The organism is Halomonas sp. KO116, assembly GCF_000734975.2.
GTDB classification, from domain to species: domain Bacteria; phylum Pseudomonadota; class Gammaproteobacteria; order Pseudomonadales; family Halomonadaceae; genus Vreelandella; species Vreelandella glaciei.
This window is the reverse complement of sequence record NZ_CP011052.1, coordinates 4,040,805-4,054,854: the sequence shown is the minus strand read 5'-3', so window position 1 is coordinate 4,054,854 and position 14,050 is coordinate 4,040,805. Positions and strand designations below refer to the sequence as shown.

Below are 14,050 nucleotides of genomic sequence, written 5' to 3'. Positions count from 1 at the left end.
GACGGATGACATCGGCTCGTCAAGCCGCGACAATAGCGGCCTGTTTGATAGATAGCTTTTGTAGAAAGTCTTGTCACCAGCTGTTACCAGGGAGCGTTATGACGCCACTCAACATCCTCTATCAGGATGAGTATCTCGTTGCAGTGCATAAGCCGTCAGGCCTATTAGTGCACCGCTCGGCGTTAGCGCGTGGCGAAACTGAATTTCTGCTCCAGCGGCTTCGCGACCAGCTCGGTAAGCGGGTGTATCCCGTTCACCGGTTGGATCGACCGACGTCAGGTGTGATCGTTTTTGCGCTCTCTTCAACGGTGGCTGGCTTGCTCAGCGAAGCCTTTAGCGAGCGTCAGGTAGAAAAGCGCTACCTGGCGGTGGTGCGGGGTAAAGCACCTGAGAGCGAACGTTTGGATTACCCACTGCGGGAAGAGGATGGCACTCGGCCTAAAGCTGAGATGCCTGCCATGCCTGCGATGACCGATATTCGCCGTCTGGATAGCGCTGAGTTGCCGGTACAGGTCGACCGTTACCCAGTGGCGCGTTACTCCCTGGTAGAGGCTCGGCCATTGACGGGTCGGCGCCACCAAATTCGTCGTCATCTTTCACGGCGGGGCTATCCCATTATCGGCGATGCGAAACACGGTAAAAGTGTTCACAACCGCTTTTTTGCCGAGCAGTTGGGCGCGCCGCGCTTACTGCTGGCCGCCACCTATTTAGCCTTTGACCATCCGCTGTTGGCCAAACGTGTACAATTGAGCTGCGCCTTGGACGAGACCATGATCGCGCTGTTTCATCACCTAGGCTGGGCAGGGCATTTGCCGCTGGATAGTGTACGAACGCCACCTCTTGCAACGCCTTCCGCTCTCCAAGCACTGTGAGTCTGTTTCTATGCCTTTGAACGAGCCATCAACCTCCCTTGCTACCGCCTCAGTTTCTAGCGACCGTGTTTCTAGCGCCTATTCTTCTAGCGACTATGACTTCCGCTTTGGCGGTATTCGGCGCCTCTACGGTCAGCGCGCTGCGGAGGCGTTTCGCCGTGCCCATGTAGTGGTAGTCGGCGTTGGCGGCGTGGGAAGCTGGACGGTCGAGGCGCTGGCCCGCTCGGGCATTGGCAAGCTGACGTTGATCGACCTGGACGACGTGTGTGTCTCCAACGTCAACCGCCAGCTCCACGCGCTGGATGGCACGATTGGCCAGCCCAAAGTAGATGTGCTGGCCGAGCGGTGCCGCCTGATTGCCCCAGAGATTGAGATCATCGCGGATACCGCCTTCGTCACGCCCACCAACCTGGCCGAGCGCATTCCTGAGGATGCCGACCATGTGGTGGATGCCATTGATAGCGTGATCGCCAAGGCCGCGCTCATCGCCTGGTGCAAGCGGCGCAAAATGCCGATTACCGTGACCGGCGCGGCGGGCGGGCAGACCGACCCCACGCGCATTCAAGTGGCGGATTTGACCCGCACCGAGCACGACCCGCTGCTCTCCAAAGTGCGCTCGCGGCTGCGTCGCGATTACGGCTTCTCCCGCAACCCCAAGCGGCGCTTTTCGGTGGAGTGCGTCTACTCCGATGAGCAGTTGATCTACCCCAGTGCCGACGGCGAAGTGTGCCTGCAAAAGCCCGGCAGCAACGAGGCTACACGGCTCGACTGCGCTTCCGGCTTTGGCGCGGCGACCTTTCTCACTGGCACTTTTGGCTTTGTTGCCGCCTCCAAAGTGCTGGAGCGCCTCGCCAAGAAAGCGAATCAGCCCGCCGCCACTCAGGCCATCCAAGAGGAAAACGAATGACGACTCCCGTTCCCGGTATTTACCGCCACTACAAAGGCAGTCTTTACGAAGTAGTGGGCACCGCCCAGCACAGCGAAAGCGAAGAACCGCTGGTAGTCTACCGCGCGCTATATGGCGACTACGGTCTTTGGGTGCGCCCGCTGGCGATGTTCATGGAGAGCGTGACGAAAGAAGGCAACACCCAGCCGCGCTTTGCATTGGAGAAAGCTTTCTAGCCCGTATTGATTGCTCCATCGTCGCTCTTATTCTCCGCCGCCCCCTGTTAGCAGGGAGGCGGCGTTTTTGTGGTTGTTATTGCTTATATTCCATAATCAGCTATCTTTATAACAGTTGTTGGCGCTTTGGCGTCAGGCAACCCTACTCAAGTAGCCGGGAGATAAGCATGCAGACCTTTGCCCTTTCTCAAAGCACAGGCACAGGCGCACCTGATGTTGCGGGCTTTTTTGATCCACGTACCTTTAGCATCCAATACATCGTCAGCGACCCTGCCACCAAGCAGTGCGCGATTATTGATCCGGTGCTGGATTTCGACGAAAAGTCTGGCGCAACGGCCACCTTTTGCGCTGACGCGCTGTTGAAATATATCGAGGAAGAGGGACTGAAAGTGGCGTGGATTCTGGATACGCACCCCCACGCAGACCACTTTTCAGCAGCCCAGTACCTAAAACAGAAAACCGGCGCACCGACGGCGATTGGCCAGTACGTGACCAAAGTTCAGGCCCTGTGGAAGGAGATCTACCACTGGCCGGAGATGCCCACCGATGGCCGCCAGTGGGACACGCTGTTTGTCGAGGGCGATACGTTTGCCATCGGTGAGCTCAGCGCCCGCGTGCTGCACTCGCCTGGCCATACGCTGGCCTCCATCACCTACGTAATCGGTGATGCCGCCTTTGTGCATGACACCCTTTTTCAGCCTGATTTTGGGACGGCGCGAGCCGATTTTCCCGGTGGGGATGCCAAGTCCCTATGGAACTCCATTCAGCAGATTCTCGCGCTACCGGGCAATACGCGGCTGTTCACCGGCCACGACTATATGCCCGACGACCGTGAACCGCAGTGGGAGAGCAGCGTCGATGAGCAGCGAGCCAACAACCCGCACTTGGTAGGCAAAAGCGAGGAGGAGTTCATCGCCCTGCGCCACCAGCGGGATGGCGAGCTACCCATGCCCAAGCTGATTTTGCACGCGCTGCAGGTGAATACTCGCGGCGGCCGCTTGCCGGAACCAGAAGCCAACGACAAGCGCTATCTGAAAATCCCCCTGGATGCCCTGGAAGGTGCGGCCTGGGATTGATGTTATCCAAACTAATATGAGGTGTGGTCATGCAAACGAAGCCATTGGAGCCAGGCGTTGAGATCACCTCAGCGCTGACGTTGGATGAGTTGGAGGAGGTAAAAACCCGTGGTTTTCACGCGGTGGTGTGTAACCGCATCGAAGGTGAGAGCGAGGACTTTCCCGACGAGGCGCGCTACCGCGAAAAAGCCGAGCAGCTTGGGCTTGCCTGGGTGCATATCCCCGTGAAGCCAGGTGAGTACAGCGAAGCTGACATCCGCGCCTTTGCTGAAGCGCTTCAACAGCTGCCGCGCCCGCTATTGGCATTTTGCCGCTCAGGTAAGCGGGCCACGCACCTGTGGGCCTACGCCAAGCGTCAGCACGAGCAGTGCGATTTGGCGGAACTGTTTACGGCGGCTCACGCGGCAGGGGTGGACTTGGAAGACCAGCGCCAAGGTCTTGAACGGAGCGCCGAATAAAAAGCGAAGACGCGTGAAACCCTAGTACGAAGGCCCTGTATCAGCAGATACCTATTATGAGACTGCATCATGATCATTGAGCGCTGGGTGCCGCTAATCGGCTGGTTGCGAACCTATCACCGGGGCTTGCTCACGCGGGATGTACTTGCCGCGGTGATCGTCACGCTGATGCTGGTGCCGCAAGCGCTGGCCTACGCCATGCTGGCAGGGTTACCGCCGGAAATGGGGCTCTATGCCAGCATGCTGCCGCTGGTGTTGTACGCCATCTTTGGCACCAGCGCGAGTTTAGCGGTAGGGCCGGTGGCGGTGGCAGCACTGATGACGGCCTCGGCGCTGAGCAGTTTTGCCGCGCCGGGCAGCCCGGAATATATTGGTGCGGCGCTGGTGCTGGCCGCGCTCTCGGGGCTCATTCTCATCGCGATGGGCGTGCTTCGGCTAGGCTTTTTAGTCAACTTTCTTAGCCATCCGGTAATCTCCGGGTTTGTGACCGCCTCGGGAATTTTGATCGCGATTAGCCAGTTGAAGCACATTGTGGGTGTTGAGGCATCCGGCCATAACGTGGTGGAACTGCTGAGAGCGCTATTGGGCCAGTGGCAGCAGGTGAATGTCATAACGCTGCTGATTGGCCTTGGCGTTTTGGTGTATCTATGGGTGTGTCGCAAGCGCTTGAATGGTTGGCTGACCAAGCTGGGAATGCCTGCCAGCTGGGCAGGGTTAATGGTGAAAGCCGCGCCTATTTCGGCCGTGGTAGTGACCACCCTGTTGGCCTGGGGCTTCCAACTAGAGCAACGCGGGGTCGATGTGGTGGGCTTTGTGCCCAGTGGCCTGCCTGCCATTACGCTGCCGAGTCTGGATCAATCGTTATGGCTCGGCCTGCTGCCGGCGGCGCTGCTGATTAGCTTGGTAGGGTTTGTAGAGTCGGTGTCCGTGGCGCAGACCCTGGCCGCCAAGCGCCGTCAGCGTATCGACCCCAACCAAGAGCTGATTGCGCTCGGCATGGCGAATCTTGGCGCTGGCATTAGCGGCGGCTCGCCAGTATCGGGCGGTTTTTCACGCTCGGTGGTCAATTTTGAAGCCGGGGCGGCAACGCCACTGGCGGGGGCTTTTACCGCGATTGGGATTGTGTTGGCGACGCTGCTACTCACTGACTTACTGGCCTTTTTACCCACCGCCACGCTGGCCGCCACGATTATCGTGGCAGTGGGGACGTTGATTGATTTGCCTGCGGTAAAGCGAACCTGGCAATACTCCCGAAGCGATGGCATTGCGATGGTCGCTACCCTATTGCTGACCCTTCTGCACAGCGTGGAAGTGGGCATTATCAGCGGGGTGGTGCTCTCGCTGGGGCTACACCTTTACCGCACCAGCCAGCCCCATAGTGCGGTGGTAGGGCGGGTGCCGGGCACCGAGCATTTCCGGAATGTGAAGCGCCATCAGGTAGAAACCGACGAGCATGTCGCCATGCTGCGCATCGATGAAAGCCTCTATTTTGCCAACGCTCGCTATCTCGAAGATACCGTCATGGCGCTGGCCGCCCGCTCGCCGTCGATCAAGCACATTGTGCTCACCTGTCAGGCAGTGAATGTCATCGATGCTTCGGCCCTGGAGAGCCTGGAGGCGATCAACGGTCGGCTGAAAGACGCCGGGGCCACACTTCACCTAGCCGAGGTGAAAGGGCCGGTGATGGACCGACTAAAGCACACGGCGTTTTATCACGAGCTCACCGGCCAAGTGTTCTTTACCACCTATGACGCCTGGCAGGCGCTGGCGCATCCGGCCAGTGCGAGTCAGCTACCGGCCACGTTGCCCTAGCGTGCTGTTGATGATTGGAGAAAACAGCGTGAACGCGTTAGGTTAGCCGCTGATGCCTTGACGACTCTCCAGGAAATGGCCATGACCTCAGCTTCGCCGCAGCAGACGCTAAAAGCAGTATTCGGTTTTGACGACTTTCGCGGCGGCCAGCAGGCAGTGGTATCGCACGTCTTGAAGGGCCACTCCACGGCGGCAATTTTTGCCACCGGGGCGGGGAAATCACTCTGCTATCAGCTACCCGCGCTGCATCTGCCGCACCTGACACTGGTGGTGTCGCCGTTGCTTGCCCTCATGCAGGATCAGCTCGCCTTTTTGCAAGCCCGCGGCATTGCCGCCGCAAGTATCGACTCCACCCAAGAGCGCGACGCCACCCGCGAAGTCATGGAGCGGGCTAAACGCGGCGAGCTGAACATCCTCATGGTCTCGGTAGAGCGGTTGAAAAACGAGCGCTTCCGGAATTTTCTCCGTCAGGTACCGATATCACTATTGGTCGTCGATGAAGCCCACTGCCTCTCCGAGTGGGGGCATAACTTCCGACCTGATTATCTCAAACTGCCGGATTACCAGCGTGAGTTTGCCATTCCCCAGGTATTGCTGCTCACTGCCACCGCCACTCCAGCGGTGATTGCCGATATGCGCGAAAAGTTTGCCATCGCCCCAGAACATATCGTAACTACCGGCTTTTATCGCCCAAACCTTGAGCTGCTGGTCGCGCCGGCCATGGAAGATCGCCAGCAGCAGCTTGTTGCGTGGCTAAGGCCACAAATGCAGCCGGGCGGCGAAGCGCCCACGATCATCTATGTCACGCTCCAGCACACGGCAGAGCAGGTTGCTAGCGCCCTACAGGCTCAGGGCATCGCTGCTCAGGCGTACCACGCGGGACTGGCATCCCAGCAACGTGACGAGATTCAGCGCCAGTTCATGAGCGGCGAGTCGCACTGCATCGTGGCCACCATTGCCTTTGGCATGGGCATTGATAAGGGCAATATTCGCAACGTGGTGCATTATGACCTGCCTAAATCCATCGAGAACTACAGCCAGGAGATTGGCCGGGCAGGTCGCGATGGCCTGCCTTCCACCTGCCTGACCATGGCCGGGCGTGACGGTCTGAGGGTGCTGGAGAACTTCGTCTACGGCGACACGCCGGAATACAGCGGCATTGTTCGATTGCTTGAGGAGATCGCATCCGCCGCCAACACGCCAGACCGCCAGTGGGAAGTGCTGCTCAACACGCTTTCCCGCGATACCAATATCCGTCTCCTGCCGCTTAAGACGCTGCTGGTGCGGCTGGAAATGCATGGGGTGATTGCACCGCGTTTTGCGTTTCTGGCCGAGTATCGGCTGCGTTATCACATCGAGCCGGAGGCGTTGGTGAGCCGTTTCGAAGGCGAGCGGGCGGCCTTTGTGCGTCTACTGGTTGACCATATCCCCATTGCTCGCACCTGGGGCACGGTAGATTTCGAGCGCTTGCTTCGCGTGGGACAGGCGCAGCAGGTCGATGCCTCCCGCAGCCGGGTGATCACCGCGCTTGAGTACTTTCAGGATAAGGGCTGGCTGACCCTGGAAGGCAAGCGGATGACTGATGTGTATGAGATATGCCAGTCGCCTGTGCCGATAGAAGCGCTGGCTCGCCAGCTATACGACGACTGCCTGAGTCGTGAACGCATCGAGATAGAACGGCTACAGGCGATGTTGGCGCTCTTTGAGTCGGAGAGCTGCCTGACGCGGCGATTAGCGGAGCACTTCGGTGATCGCACGTTTGACACGCCATCCGACACCGAGCAGGGCCGCTGCGGGCATTGCTCGGTATGTTACGGCCAACCCGTAACGCTGCCGGACGCGCCGCCGCAGCCTGTACCGAGCAATGCGGAGTTTCAGTACTATGCCGCTCCGTTCATTCAGCGGCACACTGAGCAGTTCGGTCAGCCTCCCTGCGCGCATCGGCTGGCGCATTTTCTATGTGGTCTAACCATGCCCGTGTTTACCCCGCTCAAAGCCCGTCGCCTTGAGGGCTTCGCCGTGTTTGAGCAGCGCGCCTATCCACAAGTGCGTGAGTGGGTGGCGAGTAGGCAAAAAATTAATGGCTAACAAACCTGAACTCAAGCAATAAGTTCAGCAAAACAGGATTTTAGGACTAAGCTTTGGAGTTGTCGTACCTTCCTAGCCAGGGAATAAATAATGAGTTAGGCGCCTGGGTGCTAACACTCGGAGCCATACTTCGCCAAGGGAACCGAAATGCTAGCTATTCAACCAACCGACAACAGCCAAAAGCTCAGCTTAACCTCTGCCTTGCCCGACTTTATACGCGAAGGGCTTAATAACTGCTTCACTCTACCGACACTACCGTCAGCCGCGATTAAAGTGCTCGACGTTGCTCGCTCGCCAAATGCGAGTGTGAAGGCCTATGCGGAGGCCATTCAAACGGACCCCATACTAACCATACGTTTATTGGCGCTGGCCAACAGCGCTTATTACGCTCGTAGTGCACCGACCATCCATACTTGCCAAGAGGCGGTGGCGCGTGTTGGCTTAGACACTACCCTAGCCACCACGCTAAGTTTTAACTTATTCAAACATAAAGACCAAGCTGCTTATTTGCAGCAGGTATGGAGTCGCTCTTTAATTGCTGCTATTGCGGCGCGTTACATGGCAGAGCAATTGTGTCCTGGGGAAGCAGGGTTTGTGTTTACGGCAGCGCTTCTGCAGGACATAGGAGTATTGGCTCTAAAATCACTTTATCCTGACGATGTTGAAGCCATCTATGAGCCGCTACCAACGCATCACTCCGATCTTAGCCATTCAGAGCAACTGCTGTTTGGCTGCGATCACGCTACCGTAGGTGCTTGGCTAGCAGCAAAGTGGGGCGTTCCCTCTCATCTTGCCGAAGCGATTGGTACCAGCCATGCGGATTATGTTTCCGCCCCAATAGACTTATTCTGTGTGCGCCTTTCAGGGCATATCGCCGATGCTTGGCTTGCCCCTTCTCCTGCCCATTCGTTGGTCAGTGTAATGCGCAAGCTTAAAAGCCACACAAAAGCCCAGCAAATCGAACTTGCCTCGCTGCTCTCTACGATCGAAAAGCAGCTCCCCTCATTAGCAGATGTCCTAGAAATTACGGCCCCCAAAAACCAGGATAGCGAAGCGCTGTTGGCGGAAGCACAGGATCTCTTATTTCAACAAACATTGGCTTTGAATGCGCGCTTAGAACAGCAACAGTCAGAGCTAGCAAACCTGCTTAAGCGTCAAAGCGAGTTAGAAGTCCGCAGCCGCATAGACCCGCTCACAGGGCTGGCTAATCGTGGATGGTTGGAAGAACAACTAAGCGAACATTTTGCCCAATGCCGGGAGGAGGGGCGCACTCTTTCGGTGGCGTTTATTGATTTGGACCATTTTAAAACGATCAATGACCGATACGGGCACTTGGTGGGGGACGTAATACTCGAAAACTTTGGAAAGCTCATCAGGAGGCTTATAAGTGATAGCGACCTAGCCGGACGTTTCGGTGGGGAAGAGTTCATGATCATAATGCCTGATGAAGACGCCGATTCCGCCCAACTGTTAGCGAAAAAAGTAGCACATCAACTGGCTGAACAGCCTATCGCCTATGTGGAAAGTCAGCCTATCCATGTCACCGTTTCTATCGGTATTGCTTGCCTCAGCGACGGTGGTTTTGCCAATAGCCGAGAGCTTATGAATGCAGCCGACCAAACCATGTATTTTGTTAAACACAGTGGTCGCTGTGGCATTGCGATATATGGTCACTAACTAAAAGCGAATATTAACGTTATTGGAAGTATAAGGGCATAGTGAGCTTCATCATTTACCACTTTAGAGAGAGGCCGCGGCCTCTCTCTTTTGTTTTTGCATCACTCCAGTGACTATTCCCACGAAGGAAACGGGTCAGATAATTGCTTCCACGCTTCCATACCTTCCAGCAGTTCTGCCTCGCTTAACAGACAGTCGTCCAGCGCTTCGCGCATCCGGGCTTGATCCAGGTTTTGGCCGATGAAGACTAGCTCCTGGCGCATATCGCCAAACGGTTCCTGCCACTTCTCCATAATAAACTGACGCGTTTCTGGGTCGGTTGGCCAACGCTCTTCGGGGATCGCTTTCCAGAACACACCTGCCGGGCCGTGGTGAGCGATACCGCCTGCCTGGCTCCACTGACCAGCGGCCTGGGGGCGGGTGGCAAGCCAGAAGAAACCTTTGGAACGTAACAGGCCTTTGCCAAACCACTCCTGGTTGAGTAAATCGTGGAATTTCTGCGGATGGAAGGGCCGACGGGCGTGGTAAGCGAAGCTGCCAATGCCGTACTCTTCGGTCTCAGGCACATGCTCGCCGCGCATCTCTTTCAGCCAGCCGGGGGCCAGTTGGGCCCGCTCAAAGTTGAACTTGCCGGTATTGAGTACTTTATCCAACGGCACGCCACCTTGGGTGATCGGCACTAGTTCTGCATCAGGGTTCAGCGAGCGTAAAATCGCCTGCAGGGCTGCCAGCTCTTTTTGGCTGATTAGGTCTGTCTTACTAATGAGCAGCACATCGCAAAACTCGATTTGATCGACCAGCAGGTCGGCGACATTGCGCTCATCCTCTTCACCCAAGCTTTCACCGGCTTCTGCTAGGCTTTGCGCTTCGCGGTACTGCTCAAGAAAGTTGGCCCCATCGACAACGGTCACCAGGGTATCTAACCGGGCAACGTGGGAAAGGCTCTGGCCGCTTTCATCTTCAAAAGTGAAGGTTTCCGCCACGGGCAACGGCTCGGAAATCCCAGTGGATTCAATCACCAGATAATCGAATTTTCCTTCTCTGGCCAGCTGGCTGACTTCTTCCAGCAGGTCTTCGCGCAGGGTGCAGCAGATGCAGCCGTTACTCATCTCTATCAAGCGCTCTTCAGAGCGGTTCAGAGCAACATCTCTATCCAGCGTCGATTCGCCAGGGCCACCGCGCACCAGTGCACCATCAATGTTGACCTCACTCATATCGTTAACGATCACCGCCACCCGGCGACCTTCACGATTGGCCAAAATATGGTTGAGTACGGTGGTTTTACCAGCACCTAAAAAACCCGAAAGCACGGTGACGGGTAGGGGAGAAAACGCAGTCATTGCTAGCACGCCTCTAAACACATTTATGTTATGTGATAATATAACAATAAAGAGGTGTTTAGATAAAGGCTTGTTTTGGTAACTGCAGTATCAGCGCTTATATTGCGTGGGACAGGAGCCGCGTAGAATATCCGGTGAACGCAACGCGGTATGCTTTGTCGCGCGGCCGGTGACGCGTTTACGCCATAGGCGAAACGAAGCGGGTTTGAGCTGGTGACGCATTACCTCTATGACATCCGGTTCGGCTAAACCATACAGCGTTTCGATCGCTTCAAATGGCGTTCGGTCTTCCCAGGCCATCTCGATAACGCGTGACTGCTCGTCATCGGGTAAGCGACGAAAGCGTTTAACGGGTGCTTTTGGCATCGATCACCTCGATGTATTGGAAGGGTGGGCATTTAGGTGGCGGGCAGTGTAACGCTTTTTCACATACCAGCGTAACGCATCGATCACGATGAACAGCGCAAGGCTGACGCCTAAAACGGGTAGTGCCAGACCTAGCGCGATAGCAACTAACAGCACGCTGAGCTTGGCTTTGATCGGGAGCAGTAACCATGGCTCTGAAACCGTGGGAAAACGCTGACCACTCGCTGTGCGCAGGCGCCGCCATGCCATGGCGTACCCCCATCCCATTAGCGTCACAAGCCCTGCAGCGATCAATGCAAGCACTACTTGATTAACCAAGCCAAATAGCACGCCCATATGCAGATCAATTCCCCAGCGAGTGAGCTTGGCGGCCAAAGGGAAGGTGGCAAAGTCGGTTTGATCGGTCACCGCCATGCTGTGCGGATGCAGCGCGACCTGGTCTACCTGGGTGGGCCAGCGCCGATCAACTTCTGCTACCCGCCAAGCCTGGTTTTCACTGGCCGGAGGGGATAGCTGGAGGCGGCTAGCCGTTAAACCTGCTGCTTGTGCTGCACTCAACGCGCGATCAAAATCTTCTAAAGTGATGGTCGAGGAAACCATTGCCATATGACGGTGATGCTCGGCATGTTCGTCGGGGGTTTGGTCGTCAGTGTCGATTAGCGCCGTTGAGGCGCTAGGTGTGTTCCAACCCCAGACATTGCGCAGCTCGGCAATATTGCCCCCCGCCCATTGCGACCAAGTAAGCCCCGTCGCCGAGAAGAACAGCAGTCCGATGGCAAGTACCAATCCTAGCGTGGCGTGACGTCGCCGGGTTGTATGGGCTGCAGAAAGCGTTTTCAGCGTATGGCGTTGCCGCATCCACAATATGACGCCACCCAGAGCAGAAAGCCAAAGCCAAGACGCGGCTAATTCGCTGTAAAGGCGCCCTACATCGCCCATCAGCAGTTGGCGGTGAAAGTGATCAATCGCTGTGCGTAGCGGCAAGATACCGCTGGTACCGTAGACCGTTGTGTCGCCGGTTACTTTCAGGGTAATGGGATCGATAAACAGCGCCCGATGTTCAGAAGGCCCCAGTCCTGACTCGCTAAACATCAGCCGGGTGGTGTCGCCTAAAGCCGGTGCAGGGCGCACCGCGCTGGGCAAGGTTGGGGCGCCCAGGTGCCGCTGGGCAGCAGCGATCTGTTCAGCAAGTGACGGAGGCTCACCCTGCGTAACGCCATACAGGGTGTCATGATAGAGCCACTCTTCAAGTGGTGGGCTGAGTAAGTAAGCGATACCAGACAGCGCCGCGATAAGAATAAAAGGGCCGACGAAGAGGCCAATATACAGGTGTAAGCGGCTAAGCAGGGCAAAAAGCAGCTTACTGGTGAGGTGAGAGGGGTGGGCTGTCATTGGCTTGAATCAGAGTGGTATCGGTAAATTAGCCAGACAGCTTAGATAGTTTAATTAGCAACCGCTAGCCTGTGCATAGCGGTAAATAGTCACATGTTTAGCGGCTAGAAGGAGCGGGCTTGACGGCCAGGACCGCACGGAACAGACCATTCATTAGTACCGGTTCGTCGTGGCGAATCTGAAACCCAGCTTCGCTGAGCAGTGGCTGTGCTTGGCGCGTAATATCGGTGGCAAGCGCTGAGGTTAGATGGTTCAACAGACGTCGGCCTGCCCCAGCAGGCTGTTCATCTGGCTGGAACTTATCCATCACACACAGCTGGCCGCCGGGTTTAAGCACACGGTGCGCCTCTGCAAGCCCTCGCTGTGGGTTGGGCATGACCGCAATAATAAGATGCATGATAACGGCGTCAAAGTGCTCGTCGGGGTAGTTGAGCGCCTCGGCATCCATCACCCGGCACTCCACATCGCGGCGTAGCGTTTCAGCCCGTTTAGCCGTGCGTTTAACCATGGCTGGGGCTAAGTCGGTGGCGTGTAATTCGATATCCTGCGGCAGAAAAGGCAGGTCTAGCCCCGTACCGGCGCCGACCAATAACACCCGCATACCTGGCTCCCAATCCACCTGGTCTAGCGCAATACGCCTTGGCCTGCGGAAAGCACGAGCAGCAACCACATCATAAAAAGGGGCGTAAGCGGTATAGCGCAGGCGGTTCCAAGCAGTCGTGTTGAACATAACGCCTCTTTGCAGCGCAACGCTGCGATGGCTGAATAGCAAAACCTGACTATTTACATCAGGCTTTTCTATAGCATAAAAATGGTTGTGCAACCAAATAGAACGCATCAGTGTTTTAAAATTGTTTTATGAAAGAATCCTGGAATAGAAGTGTAATACATTAAACACCAATAAATTGCATTCAATTTTTCTAATTTATTGTTGAGATAATGGGAAAAGTTATAATTACCTTTATAGGTTTGTATAGCGATTGCCACGATATAATTTATATTAAGATGACAAGAATATACGCTTGCCATCTTATACAGTTACCCTTGCTGTAGGCGCGCAGTTAAATTCTCCACTATATCCATCACAAGTTGTCGGTCATTTTGGTTTAAAGGTGCTAGAAGCTGCTTCATCCTGCTTGACTGGTCATCAATATGAAAGCTTGCTTGACCGAGTAATTCGGCAGCTTCGCAATTAAAAACATCCGCAAGTTCTATTAGACGCACAATATTGGGTATCACCCGCCCGCGCTCAATGCGAGAAACGGCTTCATTGCCAACGCCTAAGCGCTCAGCGACTTCTTCTTGAGTCATTTGACTGCGAACCCTCTGTTTGGCAATGGCTCTGCCAATACTGCCTGCGAGCCGATCCTGTTCTGTTTTATTCACAACGTCCTCCATTAGACCTAAATGGTTGAGGAACGACCTATTGACATGAAGGGCTGTTTGGGTTGAATATCAACCTCTAAGGTTGGTTTGGATGGTAAAGGTAACTTTTTGTTTCATATGGTTGCTGTTTGAAATATTAGTTGTTGATGAAATAAGTTTAATTGGGCGTTTAAAAAAGAAAAAAGCCTAAATGCACAGCGTAAGGCCTGGAAGTTTGAAGCGGATAGGTTTATGCCGCAAAGAAACAGAAATTTTATGACAATGTTTAATAATAAAGTATGAGTTAATTTTGGCAGTGTTGAGCTTCTAGTTGAAAGGTTTTAAAAGTGAATAGATGTCAGTGATCTGATTTTTTCATTAACGCTTTTGAAGCCTAAGTAGATGCTGGAATATTTTATATGGCGTGTATGAGTGAGGTTTTCAAAAATGCTGTTCAGAAAGAGCTGGCAAGTAGCTTGATT

At 55.3% G+C, this 14,050-nt stretch carries 13 protein-coding genes; 8 read left to right on the top strand and 5 right to left on the bottom strand.

Going from position 1 to position 14,050, the window contains the following annotated elements:
• The first annotated feature begins 98 nt into the window (after window positions 1-98).
• The 8 genes from KO116_RS18520 to KO116_RS18485 all read left to right on the top strand — a co-directional run bounded on the left by KO116_RS18520 (window position 99) and on the right by KO116_RS18485 (window position 9,105).
• Entirely contained in the window at window positions 99-872 is a 774-nt protein-coding gene (locus KO116_RS18520) for a pseudouridine synthase (RefSeq protein WP_035564679.1), read from the top strand.
• Between the two features lie 10 nt (window positions 873-882).
• Entirely contained in the window at window positions 883-1,779 is an 897-nt protein-coding gene (tcdA, locus tag KO116_RS18515) for a tRNA cyclic N6-threonylcarbamoyladenosine(37) synthase TcdA (protein WP_035564678.1), read from the top strand.
• Window positions 1,776-1,994: a DUF1653 domain-containing protein gene (locus KO116_RS18510; protein WP_035564676.1), complete on the top strand. Its 219-nt coding sequence runs from the start codon at window positions 1,776-1,778 to the stop codon at window positions 1,992-1,994. Before tcdA ends, KO116_RS18510 begins: the two co-directional genes overlap by 4 nt.
• Before the next feature lie 167 nt (window positions 1,995-2,161).
• Entirely contained in the window at window positions 2,162-3,070 is a 909-nt protein-coding gene (locus KO116_RS18505) for an MBL fold metallo-hydrolase (protein WP_035564675.1), read from the top strand.
• Between the two features lie 29 nt (window positions 3,071-3,099).
• Window positions 3,100-3,528: a TIGR01244 family sulfur transferase gene (locus KO116_RS18500; protein ID WP_035564673.1), complete on the top strand. Its 429-nt coding sequence runs from the start codon at window positions 3,100-3,102 to the stop codon at window positions 3,526-3,528.
• Between the two features lie 69 nt (window positions 3,529-3,597).
• Window positions 3,598-5,340, top strand: coding sequence for a SulP family inorganic anion transporter (locus KO116_RS18495; RefSeq protein ID WP_035564671.1), 1,743 nt, complete (start codon window positions 3,598-3,600; stop codon window positions 5,338-5,340).
• 81 nt (window positions 5,341-5,421) lie between these two features.
• On the top strand, window positions 5,422-7,428 hold the full coding sequence (locus KO116_RS18490; protein WP_035564669.1) for a RecQ family ATP-dependent DNA helicase: 2,007 nt from the start codon (window positions 5,422-5,424) through the stop codon (window positions 7,426-7,428).
• 147 nt (window positions 7,429-7,575) lie between these two features.
• Entirely contained in the window at window positions 7,576-9,105 is a 1,530-nt protein-coding gene (locus KO116_RS18485; protein WP_035564667.1) for a sensor domain-containing diguanylate cyclase, read from the top strand.
• Between the two features lie 113 nt (window positions 9,106-9,218).
• Here KO116_RS18485 and zigA read toward each other — a convergent pair whose 3' ends face one another.
• The 5 genes from zigA to KO116_RS18460 all read right to left on the bottom strand — a co-directional run bounded on the left by zigA (window position 9,219) and on the right by KO116_RS18460 (window position 13,589).
• Window positions 9,219-10,445 carry a zinc metallochaperone GTPase ZigA gene (gene zigA / locus KO116_RS18480; protein WP_035564665.1) on the bottom strand — a complete coding sequence of 409 codons (1,227 nt, stop codon included), beginning with the start codon at window positions 10,443-10,445 and terminating at the stop codon, window positions 9,219-9,221.
• A 90-nt stretch (window positions 10,446-10,535) separates the two neighbouring features.
• Window positions 10,536-10,811, bottom strand: coding sequence for a TIGR03643 family protein (locus KO116_RS18475; RefSeq protein ID WP_035564662.1), 276 nt, complete (start codon window positions 10,809-10,811; stop codon window positions 10,536-10,538).
• A 3-nt stretch (window positions 10,812-10,814) separates the two neighbouring features.
• Complete coding sequence (locus tag KO116_RS18470) at window positions 10,815-12,203, bottom strand: PepSY-associated TM helix domain-containing protein (protein WP_035564660.1); 1,389 nt, start codon at window positions 12,201-12,203, stop codon at window positions 10,815-10,817.
• 97 nt (window positions 12,204-12,300) lie between these two features.
• Window positions 12,301-12,933 (bottom strand): class I SAM-dependent methyltransferase, encoded by a 633-nt coding sequence (locus KO116_RS18465; protein ID WP_035564837.1) that lies wholly within the window; start codon window positions 12,931-12,933, stop codon window positions 12,301-12,303.
• Window positions 12,934-13,241: 308 nt separating this feature from the next.
• Window positions 13,242-13,589 (bottom strand): helix-turn-helix domain-containing protein, encoded by a 348-nt coding sequence (locus KO116_RS18460; protein WP_035564659.1) that lies wholly within the window; start codon window positions 13,587-13,589, stop codon window positions 13,242-13,244.
• Between the last annotated feature and the right edge of the window lie 461 nt (window positions 13,590-14,050).